This is a genomic window from Schinkia acidoalkalinis (assembly GCF_054301215.1).
Map to the genome: position 1 here is coordinate 1996243 of NZ_CP182573.1, position 25803 is coordinate 2022045.

Here is a 25803-nt window from a genome sequence, read left to right on the forward strand (position 1 = left end):
CAATTTTCTTTCGTTATTGGGCTCTACTCCCTCGCTATAGTGACCGCACAACCAATTTTCTTTCGTTATTGGGCTCTACCCCCTCGCTATAGTGACCGAAGACTTGCCTTTTCTTACGTTTTCGAGCTCTACTTTTACGGTATAACGACTAGGTATAGCCTTACACCAATTTGTAGTCACTAAGCCAGGTATTAAAGTGTAACAAAAAACGCTTAGAACAAATATGCTCTAAGCGTTATCTTATGTATAGTTATGGTGGAGACTAGCGGGATCGAACCGCTGACCTCCTGCGTGCAAAGCAGGCGCTCTCCCAGCTGAGCTAAGCCCCCATTACTTGGAGCGGAAGACGGGATTCGAACCCGCGACCCCCACCTTGGCAAGGTGGTGTTCTACCACTGAACTACTTCCGCATATATTGAATAAAATGGTGGAGGGGGACGGATTCGAACCGCCGAACCCACAGGGAGCGGATTTACAGTCCGCCGCGTTTAGCCACTTCGCTACCCCTCCAGATTATTTAAGTGGTGCCGGCTAAAGGACTTGAACCCTCAACCTACTGATTACAAGTCAGTTGCTCTACCAATTGAGCTAAGCCGGCATGATATAATGGTGACCCGTACGGGATTCGAACCCGTGTTACCGCCGTGAAAGGGCGGTGTCTTAACCGCTTGACCAACGGGCCAAAAAATGTATTTAAAAAGCTTCCAATCGGGCTCGAACCGACGACCTCTTCCTTACCATGGAAGTGCTCTACCTGCTGAGCTATGGAAGCATGGCTCCACAGGCAGGACTCGAACCTGCGACCGATCGGTTAACAGCCGATAGCTCTACCACTGAGCTACTGTGGAATAAAAAATAAGATATTCACAAAAGTCATTAGCTCTATTTAGCAGAATAAAATTAAATGCTTGGCAACGTCCTACTCTCACAGGGGGACAGCCCCCAACTACCATCGGCGCTGAAGAGCTTAACTTCCGTGTTCGGAATGGGAACGGGTGTGACCTCTTCGCTATCGTCACCAAACATTGTATTCAATTGAAGGTTGTTCCTTCAAAACTAGATAATCTGCATTCATATTCACTTATTCTGTCCAGCTCCAGCTCCCAGCGACTAGTAAACTTCCGCTCATCTCCCTACGATAAGTCAACATCGACTCACTTTCGTTCGTCGTGTTTCCTTTATCTCAGTCGATGCGCTCCAGTTTTGTCGTGCGCTAAACGGTCGCTTCCGCTTTTCTATTTGGTTAAGTCCTCGATCGATTAGTATCTGTCAGCTCCACGTATCGCTACGCTTCCACCTCAGACCTATCTACCTCATCGTCTCTGAGGGATCTTACTTCTTACGAATGGGAAATCTCATCTCGAGGGGGGCTTCATGCTTAGATGCTTTCAGCACTTATCCCGTCCGCACATAGCTACCCAGCGATGCCTTTGGCAAGACAACTGGTACACCAGCGGTGCGTCCATCCCGGTCCTCTCGTACTAAGGACAGCTCCTCTCAAATTTCCTGCGCCCACGACGGATAGGGACCGAACTGTCTCACGACGTTCTGAACCCAGCTCGCGTACCGCTTTAATGGGCGAACAGCCCAACCCTTGGGACCGACTACAGCCCCAGGATGCGATGAGCCGACATCGAGGTGCCAAACCTCCCCGTCGATGTGGACTCTTGGGGGAGATAAGCCTGTTATCCCCAGGGTAGCTTTTATCCGTTGAGCGATGGCCCTTCCATGCGGAACCACCGGATCACTAAGCCCGACTTTCGTCCCTGCTCGACTTGTAGGTCTCGCAGTCAAGCTCCCTTGTGCCTTTACACTCTGCGAATGATTTCCAACCATTCTGAGGGAACCTTTGGGCGCCTCCGTTACTCTTTGGGAGGCGACCGCCCCAGTCAAACTGCCCACCTGACACTGTCTCCCGCCCCGATCAGGGGCGTGGGTTAGAATTTCAATACAGCCAGGGTAGTATCCCACCGATGCCTCCACCGAAGCTGGCGCTCCGGCTTCTCAGGCTCCTACCTATCCTGTACAAGCTGTACCAAAATTCAATATCAGGCTGCAGTAAAGCTCCATGGGGTCTTTCCGTCCTGTCGCGGGTAACCTGCATCTTCACAGGTACTATGATTTCACCGAGTCTCTCGTTGAGACAGTGCCCAAGTCGTTACACCTTTCGTGCGGGTCAGAACTTACCTGACAAGGAATTTCGCTACCTTAGGACCGTTATAGTTACGGCCGCCGTTTACTGGGGCTTCGATTCAGAGCTTCTCCGTAAAGGATAACCCCTCCTCTTAACCTTCCAGCACCGGGCAGGTGTCAGCCCCTATACTTCGCCTTACGGCTTCGCAGAGACCTGTGTTTTTGCTAAACAGTCGCTTGGGCCTATTCACTGCGGCTCTCTCGCGCTTGCACGCTACCAGAGCACCCCTTCTCCCGAAGTTACGGGGTCATTTTGCCGAGTTCCTTAACGAGAGTTCTCTCGCGCATCTTAGGATTCTCTCCTCGCCTACCTGTGTCGGTTTGCGGTACGGGCACCTTCTACCTCGCTAGAAGCTTTTCTTGGCAGTGTGGAATCAGGAACTTCGGTACTATTTTCCCTCGCCATCACAGCTCAGCCTTTACAATGAGCGGATTTGCCTACTCATTAGCCTAACTGCTTGGACGCGCACAACCAACGGCGCGCTTACCCTATCCTACTGCGTCCCTCCATTGCTCAAACGGTAAAGAGGTGGTACAGGAATATCAACCTGTTGGCCATCGCCTACGCCTTTCGGCCTCGGCTTAGGTCCCGACTAACCCTGAGCGGACGAGCCTTCCTCAGGAAACCTTAGGCTTTCGATGGACAGGATTCTCACCTGTCTTTTCGCTACTCACACCGGCATTCTCACTTCTAAGCGCTCCACCAGTCCTTTCGGTCTAGCTTCAAAGCCCTTAGAACGCTCCCCTACCACTGACACGTAAGTGTCAATCCTCAGCTTCGGTGGTACGTTTAGCCCCGTTACATTTTCGGCGCAGAGTCACTCGACCAGTGAGCTATTACGCACTCTTTAAATGGTGGCTGCTTCTAAGCCAACATCCTGGTTGTCTGGGCAACTCCACATCCTTTGCCACTTAACGTACACTTTGGGACCTTAGCTGGAGGTCTGGGCTGTTTCCCTTTTGACCACGGACCTTATCACTCGTAGTCTGACTCCTAAGGATAAGTCTTTGGCATTCGGAGTTTGACTGAATTCGGTAACCCGATGGGGGCCCCTAGTCCAATCAGTGCTCTACCTCCAAGACTCTTACCTTAAGGCTAGCCCTAAAGCTATTTCGGGGAGAACCAGCTATCTCCAAGTTCGATTGGAATTTCTCCGCTACCCACACCTCATCCCCGCACTTTTCAACGTGCGTGGGTTCGGTCCTCCATCCAGTGTTACCTGGACTTCAACCTGGACATGGGTAGATCACCTGGTTTCGGGTCTACGACCACGTACTCTTGACGCCCTATTCAGACTCGCTTTCGCTGCGGCTCCGTCTCTTCGACTTAACCTTGCACGGGATCGTAACTCGCCGGTTCATTCTACAAAAGGCACGCTGTCACCCTTGAATGGGCTCCAACTACTTGTAGGCACACGGTTTCAGGATCTCTTTCACTCCCCTTCCGGGGTGCTTTTCACCTTTCCCTCACGGTACTGGTTCACTATCGGTCACTAGGGAGTATTTAGCCTTGGGAGATGGTCCTCCCAGCTTCCGACGGGATTTCACGTGTCCCGCCGTACTCAGGATCCACTCAAGAGGGAACGAAGTTTCAGCTACAGGGCTGTTACCTTCTTCGGCTGGCCTTTCCAGACCACTTCACCTACTTCATTCCTTTATAACTCCGTATAGAGTGTCCTACAACCCCAAGAGGCAAGCCTCTTGGTTTGGGCTGTTTCCGTTTCGCTCGCCGCTACTAAGGAAATCGCATTTGCTTTCTCTTCCTCCGGGTACTTAGATGTTTCAGTTCCCCGGGTCTGCCTTCAATACCCTATGTATTCAGGTAAAGATACTGTCCCATTACGAACAGTGGGTTTCCCCATTCGGAAATCTCCGGATCAAAGCTTACTTACAGCTCCCCGAAGCATATCGGTGTTAGTCCCGTCCTTCATCGGCTCCTAGTGCCAAGGCATTCACCGTGCGCCCTTACTAACTTAACCTAAGATGATTGATTGAATCATCATGATTGTAATAAGAACTTTCTTACAGTAAATATGAATGTTTACGATTATCTAGTTTTCAAGGAACAAGTTCTGAGAGAAATGCTCTCTCAAAACTAAACAAAATGTCAAAGCGCACCTTATTATCCTTAGAAAGGAGGTGATCCAGCCGCACCTTCCGATACGGCTACCTTGTTACGACTTCACCCCAATCATCTGTCCCACCTTAGGCGGCTGGCTCCAAAAGGTTACCCCACCGACTTCGGGTGTTACAAACTCTCGTGGTGTGACGGGCGGTGTGTACAAGGCCCGGGAACGTATTCACCGCGGCATGCTGATCCGCGATTACTAGCGATTCCGGCTTCATGTAGGCGAGTTGCAGCCTACAATCCGAACTGAGAATGGCTTTATGGGATTGGCTCCACCTCGCGGTCTTGCTTCCCTTTGTACCATCCATTGTAGCACGTGTGTAGCCCAGGTCATAAGGGGCATGATGATTTGACGTCATCCCCACCTTCCTCCGGTTTGTCACCGGCAGTCTCCCTAGAGTGCCCAACTGAATGCTGGCAACTAAGGACAAGGGTTGCGCTCGTTGCGGGACTTAACCCAACATCTCACGACACGAGCTGACGACAACCATGCACCACCTGTCACTCTGCCCCCGAAGGGGAAGTCCTATCTCTAGGATTGTCAGAGGATGTCAAGACCTGGTAAGGTTCTTCGCGTTGCTTCGAATTAAACCACATGCTCCACCGCTTGTGCGGGCCCCCGTCAATTCCTTTGAGTTTCAGTCTTGCGACCGTACTCCCCAGGCGGAGTGCTTAATGCGTTAGCTGCAGCACTGAAGGGCGGAAACCCTCCAACACTTAGCACTCATCGTTTACGGCGTGGACTACCAGGGTATCTAATCCTGTTTGCTCCCCACGCTTTCGCGCCTCAGCGTCAGTTACAGACCAAAGAGCCGCCTTCGCCACTGGTGTTCCTCCACATCTCTACGCATTTCACCGCTACACGTGGAATTCCGCTCTTCTCTTCTGCACTCAAGTTCCCCAGTTTCCAATGACCCTCCCCGGTTGAGCCGGGGGCTTTCACATCAGACTTAAAGAACCGCCTGCGCGCGCTTTACGCCCAATAAATCCGGACAACGCTTGCCACCTACGTATTACCGCGGCTGCTGGCACGTAGTTAGCCGTGGCTTTCTCGTTAGGTACCGTCAAGGTACCAGCAGTTAACTGATACTTGTTCTTCCCTAACAACAGAGCTTTACGACCCGAAGGCCTTCATCGCTCACGCGGCGTTGCTCCGTCAGACTTTCGTCCATTGCGGAAGATTCCCTACTGCTGCCTCCCGTAGGAGTCTGGGCCGTGTCTCAGTCCCAGTGTGGCCGATCACCCTCTCAGGTCGGCTACGCATCGTCGCCTTGGTGAGCCGTTACCTCACCAACTAGCTAATGCGCCGCGGGCCCATCTGTAAGTGATAGCCGAAACCATCTTTTATCATAAGACCATGTGGTCTCATGAGTTATCCGGTATTAGCTCCGGTTTCCCGAAGTTATCCCAGTCTTACAGGCAGGTTGCCCACGTGTTACTCACCCGTCCGCCGCTGAATCAGAGGAGCAAGCTCCTCGTCATCCGCTCGACTTGCATGTATTAGGCACGCCGCCAGCGTTCGTCCTGAGCCAGGATCAAACTCTCCAAAAAGTGTTTGATTGCTCAAAATTAAACTGACTTGTGTTGAACTCAAAGGTTCAACTTTGTTTGCACGCTTGACATTTTGTTTAGTTTTCAAAGATCATTTTAATCTGTTTCGCTATATTCTTTCAGCGACGTTCTTTATCATATCAGATCATTTCGTGGAAGTCAACAATAAATTTACTTTATTATTATTTGTCTTCCTTATGACTTTTAAAATAGTATCAAAAAACTTCACCTAAGTCAACAAGTTTTTATACAAAGAAAAAGTCAAATTCAACAGCGAAAATAAATATATCACATGAATTTTAAACGGTCAATATATCGATTTACTATTTTTCTAAATTGATGATGTAATTCCCACTCCACCTGTTTACCTGCTATCTAATCAACTGATTTTTTCTTTTAAATTTTTTCGATCTTAAATATTTACTGCACTCCACTTCAGAAGCAAACCGTTTAAAAAAATTAAAAAGGACTTGATATCGGTCCTCCATTGCTAGTTTTACGCATATATCTATTCTTGAATCATTCAAATCTTGAAGAATCTCCTCCATTTCCCGCTTTAATAAATATTCAAGTTCCTTAATCTCTCGTTTATTCACTAAAAATGCCAGCATATCTTCACCTCTTAGAGTATTTTCCATTTGATAAAGTATCCAATCCTATCACATGTTACTTTTACCCAAATAATAGATTAATGATAATTTTTCTCAATCTAAAAAATTTATTCATAGTCTTGTCCAAAAAAGCATATTTATTAAACATCGTAATTATCGTTGGAGGAGGATTTATCATGAATTTTTTCTTTGTGATAAATGGTAGGAGGCTTAAACAATCTCTTATCATTGTCTTAGCTGCTTTTTTTGCTGCTAGCATTTTGTATATCGGTAACTTGCAGCAATCCGTATTTTTTTCAACAAAGGATAGCCCTATGGCCATTTATAAGGGTGAGAAGGTTGGAAACAGTGTAGCATTAACGTTCGATATAAGCTGGGGAGATGAACAGGCAGATAAAATATTGGATGTGCTTAAAAATGAAGGAGTTAAAAATACAACATTTTTTATTTCTGCCTCCTGGGCTGAAAGGCACCCGCAGATTGTTGAAAGAATAATAAAAGAAGGACACGCTATAGGTAGTCTTGGATATCATTATCGCAATTATTCCGATTGGGATGACAAAAAAATTAAAAGAGACATCCTCATTGCTGACGAAAAACTAAAAAAATTAGGCATTAAGGAAATTAAATTCTTCCGTCCGCCTAATGGCAATTTTAATAAAAAAATATTAAAAGCCGCAGATTCATACGGCTATGCCACTGTTCACTATAGTCTTGATTCTAAAGACTATACGAACCCGGGCGTAGAAAAAATTGTGGCAAACGTTGTTCAACATGTAAGCGCCGGGGATATAGTCCTGCTCAATGCATCGGATTCAGCTACACAGACCGACAAAGCATTGCCATTAATTATAAAGGGCTTAAAGGATAAAAAGCTACAAAGTGTTACAATTCAGCAATTAGTTTCAAATGCAGAAATTAAAAGTTCGGAAATAAAATGAGGCTGATAAAACCAGCCTCATTTTGCTTTTCGTTGATTCAACTTGGGTAGAATAAATAGCTGCCACGTATTACAAATTAGTAACGGGAAAATCATAAGCAAAATCCAGTCTTTTTCATTCGCACGAAGAGCTGGTACCCATTCTAGAATAGAAATGGCCACTGTAAAAAACAAGGCCGGAACGAATGCCGATTGATTCGTTTGTTTTACTTTAAAAAAGGCTACGATAAGTCCATAAATTAAAATTAGTACTGCAGGTACAATATAAGGAACAAGTGACTCGCCTTCTTTGGCAAAGGTAGTATAACGAAGGTATACAAAATCGAATAATACAAATACTGTAAATAAGATTTGTACTGGTCCCCATAATGATTTAAACATTCCTAATCCGAAGCGGTGAACGGTTAAATACGCAAAGTAACCCGCTTGGCTAATTAAACTAAAAATAAAGCCTACTCCGATTAACCAAATGGCAATGGATGAGATTTCTGCGATATTAAATGCAGCAAAAAACGTGGAATATTTATTCCACTCCACTGCAAATCCAATAAATATTGTACAAACAGCACCGATGATTAATGTCGTAAAAAATAAATAAACCCAATTTCGACTCGTCACTTTTTAAGCCTCCAGCAACAATATTCAGCCCTGCTAAAATATTGCTATTACTTCTTGTCTAATTGTAACAATCACACCCTTAAAAAGCTATACAAATCAACGTATAATTTTTCTAATTCTTATCATATTAAAAGTAGGAATCCTTACTGAAAGGAGCTTTTTAAAATATGAAATACAAAGCCCTGCTCCTCATTTTTCTTCTATTTCTAGTAAACGGCTGCGCCCCAGCCGACCAAGGAAACGGACAAAACGCTGATTATGAGGGGACTAAAAAGCTAGTCATCGACATCCTCAAAACAGATGAAGGAAAAAAGGCAATTGAAGATGTTTTAAATGATGAGAAGACAAAGGGAAAGCTGGTCATGAATGACACAGTCGTAAAAGATACAATTAAAGGCGCACTCACTTCTCAAGAAGCTCAGGACTTCTGGAAAAAGCAATTTGAAGATCCAAAGTTTGCGGAGACCTTTGCAAAATCAATGCAAAAAGAACATGAAAAATTACTGAAGGATTTAATGAAAGACCCCGACTATCAAGCTGCAATGATTGAGATATTGAAGAATCCTGAAATGGAAAAGCAGCTGACAGACGCACTTAAAACACAAAAATATCGAGATCAAATGAAAACAGTGATGATTGAGACTGTAGATAGCCCACTTTTCAAGGCTAAAATGCAGGATCTTCTCATTAAAGGTGCTGAAGAGCTACAAAAAGAGGGACAAACCAAAAAGAGTGATAGCGGTGGCGCTAGTGACGGCGGCGGCGGTGGACAATAAAAATGAAAATGTCAGGCAAATGCCTGACATTTTTTTATTTACCAGTATGTTTAATAACCTGTTCAGCTACTTCAGTATATATTTTACCGATCATATGATTTTCACCATAAATAGATGGTGCAAATTCGTTTTCATCAATTTCAGGTTGACCAAGTGGAATTTGCCCTAATAATGTTGTATCAAGGTCTTCAGATAGCTTTTGGCCGCCGCCTTTACCGAAGATATATTCTTTCTCCCCTGTTACCTTGCTTTCAAAGTAAGACATGTTTTCGATAATACCTAATAGTTCGTGTTCAGTTCTTAAAGCCATCGCACCAGCACGTGCCGCAACAAACGCTGCTGTTGGATGTGGTGTTGTTACAATAATCTCTTTAGCGTGAGGGATCATTTGATGGACATCTAATGCTACATCCCCTGTTCCTGGAGGTAAATCTAATAATAGGTAATCAAGATCTCCCCACTCTACTTCAGAAAAGAATTGGTTTAACATTTTACCAAGCATTGGGCCACGCCAAATAATGGGGGCATTGTCTTCTACAAAGAATCCCATTGAGATTACCTTTACGCCGAATCTATCAACAGGGATAATACGCTCATTTTTTACTTCAGGTCGGTCCGCAATTCCCATCATATCAGGTACACTGAAACCATAAATATCTGCATCAACTAGGCCTACTTTTTTACCTAATCTAGCCAATGCTACAGCAAGGTTTACTGAAACTGTTGATTTTCCAACTCCGCCTTTACCACTGGCAATAGCAATAAACGTTGTGCTGCTTCCAGGTGCCAAAATTGACTTTGGCTCGTCAAGAGGAGCAAGGCTTGCTACAACCTCTGGAGGAAGCTGGTTCACGCGAATACCAACCGTATTAGCTCCACCGCTCTTTAAGGCACTGACGATCTGCTGTTGGATTGTCATTTGATCCTTTGAACCTGCTTGGGCAATGGCAATCTTCACACTGACGTGACTTTTTTCTTCTTTAATGCTGATTTCCTCAATACCATTTGTTTCTGCCAATGTTCTATGTAAATAAGGGTCTTTAATCTTTCCTAGAATCTCTCTCACTTGTTCTTGTGTTATCAAAAAACCCACCACCTAATTAAATTATTTTACCATTATGATTATAACACAATGATAATAGAAAAAAACCTTCTATTCCGTAGAAGGTTCTTTTCCTTTCGGATTCTCTGTATATAACCGTAAAATTCCTTGATAAATACTGGCTGCAATCTTATCTTGATAGGTTTTTGATTTAAGCTGCTCCCGCTCTCCGGGATTGGATAAAAATCCAGCCTCAATTAACACAGAAGGCATTTCTGCTTCTTTTAAGACGTAAACATGATTAATAGCTTTTGCATGTCTTACCGTATTATCCAGGTTTATTTCCATTTCCTTTTGGATGAATTTCGCTAATTCCTTATTCTCCTCAAAACGCGGATAATAAAATGTTTGTGCTCCGCTCCATCGCGGTGATGGTAATGAATTTAGGTGAACAGAAACAAGCAAGTCCCCATCTGATTTATTAATCAACTCCACACGTCGCTTTAAGTCCTGCGTTTTCCTTTTGCTATAACCCTTTAATTCTTTATCAGCTAAATCAAAATCATCTTCCCTAGTCATAATAACAAGCGCACCCGCTTCTTGGAGATAGTCCCGGAGCAATAACGAAATATTAAAAGCGATATCCTTTTCAAAAGCACCTTCGGGACCTGCACCAGGGTCAGGATAGCCATGCCCCGCGTCCACGATGATTATTTTCCCCGATAAAGGTAAACTCCAAGAATCCCAAGTATTATAAATGGAAAACTGATATTGAAAAAGAAAAAATAATAATACCGAGCCACAAATAAAAACTAAAAATTGTATTTTTCTCTTCATAGTTCCGGTCCCCCCGAGCATTTCCTACTTCACTATATGGGACGGGAGGGACAAATATGAAAGAAAAATATAAAGATTAATGGAGACGCATTTTATGCCTCATCTCACCTTTTCTAAATCCTTCACTCCACCAAAAGGATGCAAACTGCTCTGCAGCTAGATAAATGGATTCATTTATGAGATCATTTCCAGACGCAGCACCCCAATACTGTAAATATTCGAACAGGCTATCAGCATAGTATTTTAGTTCATCAGCACATCTCTTTCTCACTTGTTCTTCTGTTTCGCCAAAATAGCCAAATCGGCTCATTTTGGCTCCTAAGATATAGAGCTCAATCGCAATATCTATCGTTCCATCTTCAATTGCGGTTGAAAAGATGGATTGTGAGCGAAAATAAGGGGAAAAATACAAATTCACCTTTTCTTTCAACTTATTAATCGAAAGCTCCCGCAGAACTTTTCGCTCAAAGGCAATTCGCTTCGCTTCACGTTTGTCCTTCAAAGTTGTAATAACATTCATCAATGTGCTTCACGCCTTTTCCTTTGATTATCCTAAAACACATGAGTTAATGACTGCCAATCCAGTAATACTACCAAATAAAAGTAAAGCTCACCTATGTGTAACCTTCATGTATTTTAAATATATTGTTTTACATACAAGATATTCTCATTCGCTGAAAAATCAACGACAAAAGCCCAATTATAGGAAAATAAAAAGCCCCCAAGTGATGTAGGTTGGGGGTCTTACACATTTAAGCACTTGTTTCAAATGTTGGCTTTTTAATATTTACAATCTAGTATCCCATTTTCCGCACCAAACGTTTTCATTCGGTGCCCCATTAAATTCTGACTTTCCCATAATTTTATCAATAACAGTCTTTATCGTGATTTCGTCATCGTTATATGCATTAATGTAGCATTTCACCATCGGAGCGTCTGTTAAGTGCGTAGTAAAGTTAAGTGACACAAAGACAGTTGGCACTTCGCGTACATACCAAGGAACTTCATTACTCATTGCTGTTTTCCATCTAATGCGGTAGTTGTTCTCCGCACCATAGCCGATGATATCAGCAAAGATTAGCGCTGCATCAACCTCTTCACGATATTTTAAAGTTGAGCCTTTAATCCGCGTTGATCCGTCGTTTACCGTTACCTCAAAGCCGCGTCGTTCCAGTTCTGCAACAATGAAATCGAGTGTTTTTGAGTTTGCTGCGTAAACGCCGCCTTTTTCACCTTCCAAAAAGTAAAGACGAATGCGTTTGTGGGTTTCAGGGCAGATTGGAAGCTGGTCCAATGTATTTTTCACCAAGGTAATCCCTTTTTCAGCCGCTTCTTTCGCACGATTTATATGGTCCTCACATCCGACTACTCCTAAGTCCTCTCTCGAACGGACTAATGTCCCTTCATTTTGCGCCTTATGCAGGCCAATTGCCGCTTTCAAGCCAAGGATTCTTTCCAATGCATCCTGGAGACGCTCTTCTGTAATGATGCCTTTTTTATAGCCATTTAGCATAAAGTTAAAATCTTCATCGATATCGTTAAAGAATAAGAACATATCACAGCCGGCAGCAATGGCCTGTGGAACATACTCTTCACGGCGCATCGCAGCTGTCATCCCTAACATATGGCTAGCATCTGTTAAAACTAAACCGTTAAAACCAAGCTTCATTTTAAGCAAGCCATTAATTAGTTCAGGTGCCAATGTTGCTGGTAAAATTTCTTGATCTTTTATGCCAGGCACCAATTGTCTTTGGTATTCAGGCAGGGCAATATGACCAGCCATAATTGAATGAACGCCATTTTCAATATGATTGCGATATACTTTACCGAAAGATTCTTCCCATTCCTCTACACTGAGTTCATTTACCCCCATTACCAAATGTTGGTCGCGCTCTTCCGTTCCATCCCCAGGCCAGTGTTTAATACAAACAGCTACATTACTTTCTCTTAGTCCTTTAATATAGGCGTTAGTATGCTTAATAACAGTTTCAGCATTGGTTCCGTATGCGCGAGTGTTAACAATTGTATTTCGCCAGTTTTTTAAAATATCTACACACGGGTCAAAGTTCCAATTCACCCCGATGGCAACCTCTTCTCGACCGCTTACATAACCAGCGTTATACGACACTTTCTCATCACCGGAAGCCTCACACATCGCAGCTTTGGCGATATATGTACCATCTTTCATCGCCCCGTTTCCACCGGCATCACAGTTTGCCGCAATCAACAATGGTACTTTCGAGTTAGCTTGTAATTCATTAAGTAAACCTTGAATCTGTTCTGAGGTTCCCCCCTCGTAACGGGCACCACCAATATGATATTTCTTTAAAATGTCGCTATTTGATAATTTATTGCCGCTGAATGGGTCTCCTCCAAAGAAAAATAGATTGATGAATAGTTGACCAATCTTTTCTTCAACTGACATGTCAGCAATAGTTTCTTTTACCCATTTAATATCTTCATCTGACAAATTATAAGGTTTTGCTTTTAAGTCAACTTTTGGCATTTGAACTTCAACTTTAGTAGTCACAACTATTTTCCCTACCTTTTACTTTAAAATAGAATAGAACTCATCAATTAGTTGCTGTTGGTAATCTCCCTTAAAGGAGCCATTAAGTAACTTACCAATTGCCTCATCTGCTAAGCGTTTCCACGAAAAAGCTTCCTTGCCGACTAGGATTGGATAATAAAACACGCCGTTTTTTTGTGCTGCCTCCAAATCTCCAGGAGCATCACCAACCATTAATACGCTCTCACTCGCATAGCCATGTTTTTTTAAACCCTCAATACAGGCTGCTTTTGTACCCGCTTCCTGTCCAAGCATCACCTGAACATAAGGAGCAAGTTCGTGTCTTGTCCATTCTTCCCGAACCGCTCCCCCATTTGCAGATGACACGATAGCAATATCAGCAGAATTATTGATTGCCGCCAACCCTTCCTTTACATTCGGGAATGGATGATCTTCACCCGATAACCCGAAAATAGCCTTATTTACAGCATTACTCCATTCGAGTGCTTTTTTTAACTGCTCATCATTTGCTTCGGCAATCTCTTTTTCCAATGAACGATTGGAAAGTTCCTTTGTCCTTTCTGTCCATTGCTTTACCCTGGAAAGATTGGGAATTTCATATCCTTCTGCCGCGGTCAGTTCAAATGTTCGAACCAGTCCTTTAAACCGGTTAATTCCTCTTGTTCGCGAATATAAATTCACCATATTCCATATTTCAAGAAATCGTTTGGCTATTGGCTCAAGCCCCCATACTTCAACCGCTTTTGGTCCGAAACATGTAATATGCTTCACATCCATCGTGTCCATCGCGCAACCGTCGGAATCAACGCATACTAAAAATTCTTTTATCTTTTCAAACTCTGCTATCGTTTCTTTCATTGTCTTCCTCCAAAAATAGATTCATTAGGAGATTAAAAATAAAGCCGCCAGCCTGATAATCGGAATGGCAGCTCTATTCATTAGAGGGTGGAGCTATGGCTTTATTCGTTAAGAATAAGTTAAACTCCTGAGTATGCAGAGAAGCCTCCGTCAATAGGTAAAACAACGCCTGTGACAAAACTTGCTGCTTGTTCACTCACGAGAAACAATAATCCTCCGACAAGCTCTTCAGGTTGTCCGAATCTCTCCATTGGTGTATTTCTAAGGATTTTTGCCGACCGTTCTGTGTAGCTTCCATCCTCATTGAGCAATAATTTTTCATTTTGCTTTGTAACTAAAAAACCAGGTGCAATTGCATTAACACGAATCCCGGCTTTGGAGAAATACACGGCAAGCCACTGGGTAAAATTATTGATTGCTGCCTTTGCACCGCTGTAGGCAGGAATTTTGGTTAATGGGGTAAAGGCATTCATCGATGATATATTAATAATGACACTTCCCTTTTTACTTGTCATTGCTTCACCAAATACTTGGGAGGGAAGGAATGTCCCCAAGAAATTCAAGTCAAAAACAAAGCCGGTACTTTTCGGGTCTAAATCGAAGAATGTCTTTAACTCAGGGGTTCTCTTCACCGCCTCTGCATTAAAAAACTCATCCTCAGTCGTTCCGCCCGGGTTATTTCCACCCGCATTGTTTACAAGGATATCACATGTGCCAAACTCTTTTTCGATGACTTTTTTTGCCTTTAATAGGCTTTCCTTATCCAAGACATCTGCGGACAAACCAATTGCCATCCCACCGTTTTCCTGTATGGCCTTTGCCACAACATCCGCCGATTCCTGATGGCGGTTGAGGATTGCTACTTTGGCACCGCATTCAGCCAATGCCTTTGAAAAGTAAGATCCAAGCACACCACCGCCGCCGGTAACAATGGCTACTTTTCCCGTTAAATCAACTTTAAATGGAACTGTCATTCCTCATCCTCCTTTCGTTCTTTTATCGGTTTCTATTCTTTCCTTCGGCTTCCCATAAGCCAATCAAATAGGTTGCCCCAAGAGCTCGGTCATATAAACCATAACCAGGCTTTCCTGTTTCTCCCCAAATCATTCTTCCATGGTCGGGGCGAATTGGACCGTTGTAATCAAAGTCTTTCATCGCACGGATAATCTCGTACATATCAATGGAACCGTACTCGGAAACATGGGCTGATTCCTGGAATGACCTTGGTCCTGTGTGCTTTACATTTCGGGCATGGACGAAATGCACCCGGCCTTTCTTTCCGAAATAGCGCAGCATTTCAGGGAAATCATTCTTTTTATCTGAGCCGAGCGAACCGCTACACATCGTTAATCCGTTATATGGGCTGTCGTATAGGTTAATAAACCTTTCAAGATTTTCTTTATTTGTTATGATGCGTGGTAATCCAAAGATATCAAATGGGGGGTCATCAGGGTGGATAGCCATTTTTACCCCAGCCTCTTCTGCAACAGGAATAATTTTCTTAATGAAATACTCCAGGTTTTCCCATAGCCTTTCATGATTTACATTTTTGTAGTGATCAAATAGTACTTGTAAGTCTTCTTTCTTATAGCTGGAATCCCAACCCGGTAGAGAAAGTTCTCCTGTTAGTGGATCCATTTTCTCGGCAATTTCTTCTTCAAAAATAAGGGCTGTTGAACCATCAGGAAGACGGCATTCTAAATCAGTGCGAGTCCAGTCAAAGATTGGCATAAAGTTATAGCAGACAACAGGAATGCCGACTTTACCAAGATTGCGGATTGTTTCTTTGTAATTCTCAATATACTTATCACGAGTCGGTAAACCGATTTTGATATCTTCATGCACAGGAACGCTTTCAATGACTGAAATGTATAGTCCTGCCTCTTCTACTGTATTCTTTAATTCTTCAATTTTTGCAAGCGGCCATGCTTCCCCCACAGGGATATCATAGATTGCTGTTACAATCCCCCTCATTCCTGGGATTTGCCTTATATATTCCAAGGGTATCGAATCCGTTTTTCCATACCAGCGAAAACTCATTTCCATAAATGGTTCGTCTCCTTTTAAATGTCTATACTAAAATAGCTTTTGGCGTTGTTATAGCAAATATTCTCAATTAACTTTCTTAATAAAGCCGGATCATTTGGGACCTCTCCATCCTCAACCCAAGAACCTACCAGATTACATAAAATCCGGCGAAAATATTCATGTCGGCTATAAGAGATAAAACTGCGTGAATCTGTCAGCATCCCGACAAAGTGCATTAACAAACCTTGGTCAGCTAAAGCATTTAACTGGCGAAGCATACCTTGCTTTGTATCATTAAACCACCAACCGGCGCCAAATTGAATCTTACCCTGGATACCGGGTTCTGTTTGGAAGTTTGCCAATGTACTGCCAACCACATCATTATCAACCGGATTTAGGTTATAAAGTATTGTTCTTGGCAACGAATTGCCTTCGTCAAAGGCTGCAAGTAGTCCATTTAGCGGAACTGCTACCTCCCCTTGATCACTGATGGAATCAAAACCAGTATCAGGTCCAAGCTTGGCCAACATTTTTGTATTATTATTCCGAATTGCACCGAAATGGATTTGCATGGCCCAATTCCGCTCTTTGTAGCATTTCGAAAGGTGGATTAAAACTGCAGTCTTGAACTTTTTCTCATCTTGACAAGAGACAGCTTGTCCATTCCGTCCGGCTTGGAAAATAGGTTCTAATTCACTCTCTTCAAACGAAGAAAATGGAATTTCAGATAAACCATGGTCTGAGATTCTTCCGCCTTTTTCATGAAAGTATTGAACTCTTTCTTCTAGTGCGGCCAAATAATCTTCAAAGGAAGAAATCTTTTTACCGATTACCTCTTCAAGCTTTTTAACAAATCCAGTAAATGTGTCCTTGTTAATTTCCACACCCTTATCTGGGCGGTAAGTAGGAAGAACCTTTACGGGAAAATCCTTTTTTTCTTTAATCAGGTCATGGTAATGTAAATCATCAGTTGGATCATCCGTTGTACAAATTACTTTCACATTGGAACGTTGGATTAAACCTTGAACGGAATAATCATCCTGCTGCAATAATTTATTGCATTGTTCCCAGATTCGCCCGCCGGTTTCCTCATTCAATAATTCTTCAATTCCAAAGTACTTTTTCAACTCTAAATGCGTCCAATGGTACAATGGATTTCCAATGGTATTGGGAACCGTCTTTGCCCAGGCTGCAAATTTTTCTTTGTCACTTGTCTCACCGGTAATAAACCGTTCATCAATACCGTTTGCCCTCATCGCCCGCCATTTATAATGATCGCCTTCAAGCCAAAGCTCGGTGATGCTTTTAAACTTACGATTTTCAGCAATCTCTTTAGGCGAGAGGTGGCAGTGATAATCATATATCGGCATGTCTTTTGCATAGTTATGGTATAAATCAATAGCTGTTTTATTCTTCAGCATAAAATTTTCATGAATAAATGCTCCCAAATTAAACACCTTCCTCTTTTTTTGCAAATTATCATTCCGCCTTTATAGCCTCCAGTTTGTCCACAAAGGTGCGGGCCACTTTCTGAACTGAACTAAAGTCGCCATTTTCCACATTTTTAGTTAAAGCACTACCAATCCCGACTGCAAATGCACCATTTTTTACCCATTTATCAATATTATCCAAACTTACCCCACCCGATGGCATCAGTTGAACATGTGGAATCGGACCTTTCACATCTTTAATAAATCCAGGGCCTAATAAACTGCCCGGAAACAACTTAACTACATCTACTCCAAATGAAAGGGCGTTTATGATTTCCGTCACAGAACCACAGCCTGGCAAATAGGGGATAGCATAACGATTGCACATCGTCGCAATCGCTCCATCAAAATGTGGACTGACGATATAACGGGCGCCTTTCATGATTGCGATCCTCGCTGTTTCAGCATCCAACACAGTTCCCGCCCCAACAATCATTTGACCATCACCAGACCGCACGAGTTCAGCAATTACATCTTCCGCTCCTTGCGTTGAGAAAGTAATTTCAAGCGACCGAATTCCACCTTGAAACGCTTGTTTGGAAATTTCAACAGCCTCTTCTTTATTTTTGCCACGGACAACTGCCACTAAATAGCCTTTATGCATTTCGTTTAACACTTCATATCGTTGCAACATTTGAAATCACCTTGTCTTATTTTTTTTTCAGAACATCGGAGAATATTAATAGGTTTTATTTTATTTGTGTAAATATACTTGCGGCGTAATTTGTAACATTCATACCTAATTGCTAGTATACTTGTATACTAGCATTCTTTTGGCACCTTTTGCAATATAGAAACAATTTTTTCATAAAAAAAACCAGTATCCCTCATTAAAGGAATACTGGTATCTGTCCTGGTATTTCAAAATACTGCAAATAGGGGCTGTTCTCTTTAAATAACTCTTCCCAAAGCTTAATCGGTTCAATAATATGTTGTCTTACAATTGCCTCTACTTGATCACAATCTTTACTTTCAATAATTTCGACAATTTTTCTGTGTTGGGCGATAGGTTCTTTAAAATTATGCTGCATTTCAGACAAAAGTCTTATTCGATTATAATGTGTACTAATGCGAGTAATCGCCGCCCACACATTTTCTTTCTTGCTGCCTTCAAAGATGATTCTGTGAAACTCCTTATCCAGTCTATGGAATTCCCTCTCCGTTCCTTCACAGCCAATCAATTCTTCCTGAAGAGCAAGATTCTTTTTAAGCTCATATAAATTTGACTTTGGAAAGGATTCGCAGGAGAGCTTTAATATTTCCCTTTCTAATATATAGCGCATAAATGAGGCTTCTTTAATTAATTGCGGATTAATTTTTGAAATATAACTCCCTACTTGCGGAATTACCTCTACTAAGTATTCTTCTCCTAATTTCGCCATTACTTCTCTAATTGGAGTTCGTGATATTTGCAATTCTTGCGCCAATTCAATCTCACTAATCGCTTGACCTGGTTCTAATTCAAGTGCCATTATCGAATCCTTTATGACCCTGTAGGCATAATCTTTATTGTTTTCACCAGGAAGCCTTGGTAATACAGTAACCATATGTGGTACACTCCCTATTAAATAACCGTTCAAACGAACTAACCCTATCATAGCATTCAGCAAGAATTCCTACAACACTATATGGACAGAGAAGATAGTCAACCTATTGTTAACTATCTTCTTTTTTCTGTTAAGCAATTTTTTCATCTTGTGCTGTTGCTTTTCTTTTTTCTGCTAAATCAATTGAAAGCTGTTCCGTACGTTTTTTGTTTAAAGGATAAAGGAATACAATAATTAAGAAAACAGCTCCGAGAACCACCGACGGTACTAAAGTACCAAGCATGTGAATTCCGCTAAGAGTTTCAGCTGTTTGTGAAGAAAGTTTAGCATTGTAACCTACAGCTGCAATCGCTGCACCTCCGACACCACCTGCAACAGCTTGTCCAATTTTACGTGCCATTGAATAAACAGCATAAACCGTTCCATCTTCACGTAAACCAGTTAGATATTCATGGTAATCAATTACATCAGTAACAAATGCCCAGATCACAAGATTGAAGGTACCATAACCAAGCATAGCAACCGTTAGAAGAACAATAAATTGTGTTTCGTTTAAGTTAGGTAACAGATACAAAATTCCATAAACTAGAGCTGCTACTAATAAGCCTACAGATGCTACTTCCTTTTTACCAAATTTTTTAACTAATTTTTGAATGAATGGCGCCATTGCAAATACAGCTCCAGATTGTAGTAAACCAACAATACTTAATGTTTTAGCACTTCCAAAGTAATCCTTAAATAAGTAAACGTTTACTGCGCTGGTTAACATAAGGATAACCATGAAAGATAATGAAGCGACAAGGAACCAAATTAAAGGTTTGTTTTTAAGTAGGCCTTTCATTGTTGCGCCTTTTTTTGCTTTAGGCCTGTCCGTATCAACAACAACGCGTTCAACAGATAATTTATAACATGCTAAATAACAAGCAATCGCTAATATACCAAAAATAATTGCTGCTAGTATAAAGCGATTGGGTACTGCTTTATTGTCTACAAATAGAATCATTGGTCCAACAACATTAATCACTAGACCTGCTAGTTGTGATCCTACTGTTCTCCAGGAAGATAAGGCAGTACGTTCAACAGGATCAGATGTGATAACAGATGCCATTGAACCATAAGGGATGTTAACAGTACTATATAATGTTCCCCAAAGAATATATGTTACGAAAGCATACGCTAGATAAAAACCGTCGGACATCCCAGGTATATATACAAACATTAAAATACCTGTGATCACTAATGGGAAAGACATTCTTAAAATCCATGGTTTAAATTTACCATTTTCTCCAGTTTTTCTAGTGTCAATAAAGCGACCCCAAGCCATATCAGCAAATGCATCCCACAAACGAGCAACCGTAAACAATATACCGACCGCAATAGGATTAAGATGAACAACGTCTGTATAAAACACCATGAGAAATGCCATAACGAGGAAAAAGAAAAAGTCGTTACCAAAATCGCCAAACAGATAACCAAACTTATCTTTCATACCAAAAGGACGTGTGCTTTTCATTTTTTTCACCCCATAAATATAAATAGTATTACACATTAAATTGATTTTATTTAAGCGGTTTCATTTAGCCAAATAAATTTTTGACTCATTACAAGAGTGGATATGGGAAGTTGTCCCCTTTTTTTCATTTGTATACTTGTATACTAGCATGCGTAGTAGGAGTTTTCAACTAGAAAATGTAACCGTTAACAGAATAGACAATTAAAAAAGACTCCCAACCAATCGGTTGGGAGTCTTTTGAACGTTCGTATAATTAACGTTTTGAGAACTGAGGTGCACGACGAGCGCCTTTAAGACCGTATTTCTTACGCTCTTTCATACGTGCATCGCGAGTTAAGAAGCCTGCGCTCTTAAGAACTGCGCGATATTCTGGGTCAGCTTGTAATAATGCACGAGCAATACCATGACGGATTGCACCAGCTTGACCAGTGTAACCACCGCCGCTTACGTTAACTAATACATCATAGCTGCCTGCATTTTCAGTTGCAACTAGAGGTTGCTTAGAAACTACACGAAGTGTTTCTAAATTAAAATATTCTTCAATATCGCGACCGTTCACAACAACACGTCCGTTACCAGGAACTAAACGAACACGTGCAACTGAACTTTTACGACGTCCTGTACCGTAATATTGTACCTGTGCCAAATTAAATACCCTCCTTAAAAATTATCCGCGAAGTTGATAAACTTCTGGTTTTTGTGCTTGGTGTGGATGTTCACTGCCTTTGTATACATTAAGCTTCTTAAACATTTGACGTCCTAAGCTGTTTTTTGGAAGCATTCCTTTAATTGCGCCTTCAATCATTTGTTCAGGGCGAGTTTCAATCATTTCTTTAGCAGTACGAGTTTTTAAGCCGCCTGGATGTAAAGAATGACGGTAATAAACCTTGTCAGATAATTTCTTACCTGTTAAATGAATTTTCTCAGCATTAATGATGATTACATGATCACCAGTGTCTACATGTGGTGTAAATGTTGGTTTATGCTTACCACGAAGAATTGCAGCTACTTCACTAGCAAGACGACCTAAAGTTTGGCCTTCAGCGTCGATTACTAACCATTTACGATCAACTTCTGAAGCTTTCGCCATATAAGTTTGACGCATTGTATTCCCTCCTAAAAAATCTTTCGCTCTTTTCATTTTCATAAGTTTATATTCACACGATTAGTTTCGGGGCTAAAATCGTGGCGTGATTCTCCTGAAAATGTACCATAGACAATAATATAATATTTGATGTGCTATTGTCAATAAAATGTTACACCTGGAGAAGTTGTTCTTAATACCAAACTCTCCACATATGCAAACCATGGGCCGGTGCCGTCTTCCCGGCTGCCCGACGATCTTTCTTCTCCAAAATCACCTTGATATCCTCTGGAGCTAACTTTCCTTGTCCTACCTTCAATAACGTCCCAACCATAATCCTCACCATATTATAGAGGAAACCATTACCAACAAAACGAAAAATAATTTCATTTTCAACCTGCCAAACTTCAATTTCTTCAATCGTCCGGACTTTGTTTTCTTTATCCGACTTTGTTGAGCAAAATGACGTGAAATCATGAGTGCCAAGGAAGTATTTAGATCCTTCAATCACTTTATCAAGATTAAGAGGATATGGGTAATGGTAGCTATGATTTTTGTGAAACACATCTCTATTTTTTTGATGTAATAAAAAATAACGATATTCTTTTTTTATTACATCATATCTAGCATGGAATTCCGTATCCACCTTTTCAACCTCCATGACAACGATGTCATCAGGAAGAAGTGTGTTTAAGGCCATCAACCAGCCCTCTTCTTGAATATCAAGGGAGCTATCAAAATGAATCACTTGCCCATGAGCATGGACGCCGGCATCCGTTCTGCCCGATGGATGAATACGGATATCCTCACCCTTGTGAAGCTTCTTTAAGGCTTTCTCCACTTCACCCTGTACTGTACGATCCTTCGGCTGGACTTGAAACCCGGCAAACTCTGTACCATCATATGAAATTGTACATTTTAAACGATTCATTTTTACCACCTATATGATTGTATTTTTTAAACAATCATGAACGTAAAAGAAATAATAAAACAGTCATTAGAGCTAATATGATAAACACGACATTATCCGCCTTGTTCCAAACTAGTTCCCTGAGCTTCGTACGCCCTTCCCCACCGCGGTACCCTCTCGCTTCCATCGCTAAAGCAAGGTCCTCGGCACGTCGAAAGGCACTAATAAACAATGGAACTAGGAGCGGGACAATGGCTTTGAAACGCTCCTTTATGGGACCGCTTGAAAAGTCGACGCCACGAGCAGATTGAGCTTTGATGATTTTTTCTGTCTCTTCCATTAATGTCGGGATAAAACGCAATGAAATAGACATCATCAGCGCCAACTCATGTGCCGGTACACCAAATCTCTTAAAAGGTGATAGCAGTGACTCCATCCCATCTGTGATCTCTATTGGTGTCGTTGTTAATGTAAGAAGGCTTGTGACCATAATGAGGAGAATAAAGCGTAATGAAATAAAAACCCCTTGCCTTACTCCGTCTTCATAAATCGTAAACCGGCCCAAATCAAGGACAACGTCACCGCCCTTTGTCATAAACAAATGCAAAACAAGCGTAAAGAGCACAATCCAAAGGATTGGTTTTAATCCTTTATAAATATAGCTTACCGGTACTCTAGAAAGAAGAACACTGCCAATTGTGAATGCCACTAATATGGAATATGTGGTAATGTTGTTGGCTAGAAAAACAATAATTACAAATAAAAAAATCGCTACGATTTTTGCACGAGGGTCTATTTTGTAAAAAATTGAGTCACCCGGTATATATTGCCCGATAATTACATTTTTCATCGCTCCAGCTCCCCTCTTGCAAAGAGCTTGAATATTTCATCAGCTACTTCCTCTACCGTAAACAGATTTGGCAATGGCTTATGGAGTGTTTCCGAAAGGGTTCTCATGAATTGCACAGATTCCGGAATATCCAAGCCAACTTTATTTAGTTTTTCAGGATGCTGGAATATTTCGGAAGGTGTCCCTTCCATATAGACTGTCCCTTTATCCATAACTAGGATATGGTCTGCATAAAAAGCAGCGTCCTCCATACTATGTGTTACCAGAATCGTTGTAAGGTTAGCTTCCTTATGCATCATTTTAAACATATCCATAATTTCTTTGCGCCCTTTTGGGTCAAGGCCTGCTATTGGCTCGTCCAAAATGAGAACCTCTGGCTCCATCGCTAAAACGCCTGCTATAGCTACCCTACGCATCTGCCCACCGCTTAAATCAAATGGTGATTTGCCTAAAACTGTTTCCGGAAGACCAACTAACTGCAATATCTCTCTAGCCTTCTTTTTGGCTTCCTCTTCAGAAACACCAAAATTCATCGGTCCAAAACATATATCTTTCTCAACCGTTTCTTCAAAAAGCTGGTGTTCTGGATATTGAAAGACAATTCCAACCTTTTTACGCAGGCTTTTTAAGTCTTTTTGCTTTTCCGCAGTGATCATACGCTCGCCAATATGAATCTTCCCACTTGTTGGCCGTAATAGCCCGTTTATATGTTGGATTAATGTTGACTTTCCTGAACCTGTATGGCCAATAACAGCTTGAAATGTACCGGAAGGAATTGAAATATTAAGGTCGTATAAAGCCTTTCTTTCGAAGGGCGTTTTTGGATTATAGAGGTGCTCTACATTTTCGAATACAATGTCCATAGTTCATTCACCAAATCTCGTTGTTTTAAATGGGATTTTGATAATGGTATGCCTTTTTGTTTCAGCAGTTGAGATAGTTTTACTGTAAATGGTAAATCAAGCCCTAATTCCACTAATGTATTCCCAAGCTCGAAAATCTCTTCTGGTGTCCCTTCTGCAAAGAGTTGTCCTCGATTCATCACAATGACCCGATCCGCTTGGGTAACCTCTTCTAAATCATGGGTGATAGAAATAACACTCATTTGGCCCGTCTCTTGCTGCAAATCCCTTACAGTCTCAATGACTTCCTTCCGACCTAATGGATCCAGCATCGAGGTTGCCTCGTCTAAAATCATAACAGCCGGCTTTAAAGCGAGAACACCAGCAATCGCTACACGTTGTTTTTGACCACCTGATAATCGATGTGGTTCATGGTTCAAAAAATCGCTCATTCTTACTCTTTGAATACTCTCACTAATACGTTTAATCATTTCTTCCCTTGGAACACCATTATTCTCTAAACCAAAAGCCACATCATCTCTAACTGTTGTTCCGACAAATTGGTTATCGGGATTTTGAAAGACCATGCCCACTCTTTTTCTAATATCCCAAATCGTATCTATCGTTAATTCTATACCTTCAACAAAGACAGAACCAGTTTCATGCATTAAAAGTCCGTTTAAAATTTTGGCTAACGTTGATTTTCCGGATCCATTATGACCGACAATGGCGAGCCATTCCCCTTTATAAACAGGAAAACTGACATCATTCAAAGCCCATTCACCATCAGCACTGTAACGGAATTTGACGTTTTGAACTGTAATTACCTTTTCTTGATTCATTAAGCATGTCACCCACTGAAAGTTTCTGTATAACGAAAAAAGGGCATAGACTCGGATCTTCTTACGTAAGATTCTGTCTCGCCCTTTTTGATGAATTATGTTGAAGCATGATTATATAATCAAATACGCCAAGGCGTATTTGTGCCCAGATTTTATCGAGCTTGCTCGATAAATACCTCTAAAAATCTGAGGCATCAACATATAGTTTAATTTTGTTCAGCAAAAACTGAACAAAATTAAACTAATTCAATTATAACGACTGGAGCACCATCACCGCGGCGTTGACCAAGTTTTAGAATACGTGTGTATCCTCCTTGACGTTCCTCATAGCGCTTTGCAATGTCATTAAAAAGCTTTTGAACTGCATATTCGCCTGTTTCTGCATTCGCTACTTCATTACGGATGAAAGAAGCTGCCTGACGACGAGCATGTAAGTCCCCGCGCTTACCAAGTGTGATCATTTTTTCAACAATTGAACGAAGCTCCTTTGCTTTCGCTTCAGTTGTTTCAATGCGTTCGTTGATAATTAAATCAGTAGCAAGGTCACGGAAAAGAGCCTTTCGTTGTGAAGATGTACGACCTAATTTTGCGTAAGCCATCTCTAGTTTCCCTC

At 41.7% G+C, this 25803-nt stretch carries 22 protein-coding genes, 7 tRNA genes and 3 rRNA genes; 2 read left to right on the top strand and 30 right to left on the bottom strand.

The features are described from left to right. Positions 1-253: 253 nt before the first annotated feature. From ACNQFZ_RS10415 to ACNQFZ_RS10465, 11 genes are all read right to left on the bottom strand, one after another. Positions 254-329 (bottom strand) — tRNA-Ala (locus ACNQFZ_RS10415). Between the two features lie 6 nt (positions 330-335). Then, a tRNA-Gly gene (locus ACNQFZ_RS10420) sits at positions 336-410 on the bottom strand. Positions 411-425: 15 nt separating this feature from the next. Then, positions 426-510, bottom strand: a tRNA-Tyr gene (locus ACNQFZ_RS10425). A 12-nt stretch (positions 511-522) separates the two neighbouring features. Then, positions 523-598, bottom strand: a tRNA-Thr gene (locus ACNQFZ_RS10430). A 9-nt stretch (positions 599-607) separates the two neighbouring features. Next, positions 608-682: transfer RNA gene (locus ACNQFZ_RS10435), tRNA-Glu, on the bottom strand. Positions 683-699: 17 nt separating this feature from the next. Further along, a tRNA-Thr gene (locus tag ACNQFZ_RS10440) sits at positions 700-772 on the bottom strand. Between the two features lies 1 nt (position 773). Beyond that, positions 774-848 (bottom strand) — tRNA-Asn (locus ACNQFZ_RS10445). Between the two features lie 58 nt (positions 849-906). Continuing rightward, positions 907-1023, bottom strand: a 5S ribosomal RNA gene (gene rrf, locus ACNQFZ_RS10450). A 216-nt stretch (positions 1024-1239) separates the two neighbouring features. Beyond that, positions 1240-4172: ribosomal RNA gene (locus ACNQFZ_RS10455) — 23S ribosomal RNA — on the bottom strand. A 153-nt stretch (positions 4173-4325) separates the two neighbouring features. Continuing rightward, positions 4326-5872 (bottom strand): 16S ribosomal RNA (locus ACNQFZ_RS10460). Together the 16S, 23S and 5S rRNA genes with 7 tRNA genes alongside form the textbook arrangement of a ribosomal RNA operon. A 371-nt stretch (positions 5873-6243) precedes the next feature. Further along, positions 6244-6483 carry a hypothetical protein gene (locus ACNQFZ_RS10465; RefSeq protein WP_458415153.1) on the bottom strand — a complete coding sequence of 80 codons (240 nt, stop codon included), beginning with the start codon at positions 6481-6483 and terminating at the stop codon, positions 6244-6246. Between the two features lie 176 nt (positions 6484-6659). Between ACNQFZ_RS10465 and pdaB the strand changes: the two genes are divergently transcribed. Further along, positions 6660-7424, top strand: a complete 765-nt coding sequence (gene pdaB / locus ACNQFZ_RS10470; protein WP_458415154.1) for a polysaccharide deacetylase family sporulation protein PdaB — start codon at positions 6660-6662, stop codon at positions 7422-7424. Between the two features lie 17 nt (positions 7425-7441). Here the strand turns inward: pdaB and ACNQFZ_RS10475 are convergent, their stop codons facing one another. Then, positions 7442-8041, bottom strand: a complete 600-nt coding sequence (locus ACNQFZ_RS10475; protein ID WP_458415155.1) for a KinB-signaling pathway activation protein — start codon at positions 8039-8041, stop codon at positions 7442-7444. Positions 8042-8208: 167 nt separating this feature from the next. On the opposite strand from ACNQFZ_RS10475, the gene gerD reads away from it, so the two are divergent. After that, on the top strand, positions 8209-8817 hold the full coding sequence (gene gerD / locus ACNQFZ_RS10480) for a spore germination lipoprotein GerD (RefSeq protein WP_458415156.1): 609 nt from the start codon (positions 8209-8211) through the stop codon (positions 8815-8817). A 34-nt stretch (positions 8818-8851) separates the two neighbouring features. Here gerD and ACNQFZ_RS10485 read toward each other — a convergent pair whose 3' ends face one another. The 18 genes from ACNQFZ_RS10485 to rplQ form a co-directional block, all read right to left on the bottom strand. Beyond that, complete coding sequence (locus ACNQFZ_RS10485) at positions 8852-9901, bottom strand: P-loop NTPase (RefSeq protein WP_458415157.1); 1050 nt, start codon at positions 9899-9901, stop codon at positions 8852-8854. A gap of 69 nt (positions 9902-9970) precedes the next feature. Next, positions 9971-10696 (bottom strand): N-acetylmuramoyl-L-alanine amidase CwlD, encoded by a 726-nt coding sequence (gene cwlD, locus ACNQFZ_RS10490; RefSeq protein WP_458415158.1) that lies wholly within the window; start codon positions 10694-10696, stop codon positions 9971-9973. 76 nt (positions 10697-10772) lie between these two features. Next, a complete protein-coding gene (locus ACNQFZ_RS10495; RefSeq protein ID WP_458415364.1) occupies positions 10773-11216 on the bottom strand; it encodes a DUF2521 family protein in 444 nt (147 codons plus the stop codon). Positions 11217-11483: 267 nt separating this feature from the next. After that, complete coding sequence (locus tag ACNQFZ_RS10500) at positions 11484-13226, bottom strand: glycoside hydrolase family 3 protein (protein ID WP_458415159.1); 1743 nt, start codon at positions 13224-13226, stop codon at positions 11484-11486. Between the two features lie 18 nt (positions 13227-13244). After that, positions 13245-14084 carry an HAD family hydrolase gene (locus ACNQFZ_RS10505; protein ID WP_458415160.1) on the bottom strand — a complete coding sequence of 280 codons (840 nt, stop codon included), beginning with the start codon at positions 14082-14084 and terminating at the stop codon, positions 13245-13247. Between the two features lie 119 nt (positions 14085-14203). Next, positions 14204-15058, bottom strand: coding sequence for an SDR family oxidoreductase (locus ACNQFZ_RS10510; protein ID WP_458415161.1), 855 nt, complete (start codon positions 15056-15058; stop codon positions 14204-14206). A 22-nt stretch (positions 15059-15080) separates the two neighbouring features. After that, complete coding sequence (gene uxuA / locus ACNQFZ_RS10515; RefSeq protein WP_458415162.1) at positions 15081-16130, bottom strand: mannonate dehydratase; 1050 nt, start codon at positions 16128-16130, stop codon at positions 15081-15083. Between the two features lie 17 nt (positions 16131-16147). Continuing rightward, positions 16148-17560 carry a glucuronate isomerase gene (gene uxaC, locus ACNQFZ_RS10520; RefSeq protein WP_458415163.1) on the bottom strand — a complete coding sequence of 471 codons (1413 nt, stop codon included), beginning with the start codon at positions 17558-17560 and terminating at the stop codon, positions 16148-16150. A 31-nt stretch (positions 17561-17591) separates the two neighbouring features. Next, complete coding sequence (locus tag ACNQFZ_RS10525) at positions 17592-18233, bottom strand: bifunctional 2-keto-4-hydroxyglutarate aldolase/2-keto-3-deoxy-6-phosphogluconate aldolase (RefSeq protein WP_458415365.1); 642 nt, start codon at positions 18231-18233, stop codon at positions 17592-17594. 199 nt (positions 18234-18432) lie between these two features. Then, entirely contained in the window at positions 18433-19149 is a 717-nt protein-coding gene (locus ACNQFZ_RS10530) for a GntR family transcriptional regulator (protein ID WP_458415164.1), read from the bottom strand. Between the two features lie 130 nt (positions 19150-19279). Continuing rightward, complete coding sequence (locus tag ACNQFZ_RS10535) at positions 19280-20662, bottom strand: MFS transporter (protein ID WP_458415165.1); 1383 nt, start codon at positions 20660-20662, stop codon at positions 19280-19282. A 253-nt stretch (positions 20663-20915) separates the two neighbouring features. Further along, the gene (gene rpsI, locus ACNQFZ_RS10540; protein WP_458415166.1) at positions 20916-21308 is read right to left on the bottom strand and encodes a 30S ribosomal protein S9; all 393 of its coding nucleotides are present in this window, start codon (positions 21306-21308) and stop codon (positions 20916-20918) included. A 21-nt stretch (positions 21309-21329) separates the two neighbouring features. Next, positions 21330-21767: a 50S ribosomal protein L13 gene (gene rplM, locus ACNQFZ_RS10545; protein WP_458415167.1), complete on the bottom strand. Its 438-nt coding sequence runs from the start codon at positions 21765-21767 to the stop codon at positions 21330-21332. A gap of 172 nt (positions 21768-21939) precedes the next feature. Then, the gene (gene truA, locus ACNQFZ_RS10550; RefSeq protein ID WP_458415168.1) at positions 21940-22677 is read right to left on the bottom strand and encodes a tRNA pseudouridine(38-40) synthase TruA; all 738 of its coding nucleotides are present in this window, start codon (positions 22675-22677) and stop codon (positions 21940-21942) included. Between the two features lie 34 nt (positions 22678-22711). Continuing rightward, on the bottom strand, positions 22712-23506 hold the full coding sequence (locus ACNQFZ_RS10555) for an energy-coupling factor transporter transmembrane component T family protein (protein ID WP_458415169.1): 795 nt from the start codon (positions 23504-23506) through the stop codon (positions 22712-22714). After that, on the bottom strand, positions 23503-24369 hold the full coding sequence (locus ACNQFZ_RS10560; RefSeq protein WP_458415170.1) for an energy-coupling factor ABC transporter ATP-binding protein: 867 nt from the start codon (positions 24367-24369) through the stop codon (positions 23503-23505). Before ACNQFZ_RS10560 ends, ACNQFZ_RS10555 begins: the two co-directional genes overlap by 4 nt. Then, positions 24345-25190, bottom strand: a complete 846-nt coding sequence (locus ACNQFZ_RS10565) for an energy-coupling factor ABC transporter ATP-binding protein (protein WP_458415171.1) — start codon at positions 25188-25190, stop codon at positions 24345-24347. The genes ACNQFZ_RS10560 and ACNQFZ_RS10565 overlap by 25 nt, the downstream gene beginning before the upstream one ends. A gap of 236 nt (positions 25191-25426) precedes the next feature. Beyond that, on the bottom strand, positions 25427-25789 hold the full coding sequence (rplQ, locus tag ACNQFZ_RS10570; protein ID WP_458415172.1) for a 50S ribosomal protein L17: 363 nt from the start codon (positions 25787-25789) through the stop codon (positions 25427-25429). Positions 25790-25803: the final 14 nt, after the last annotated feature.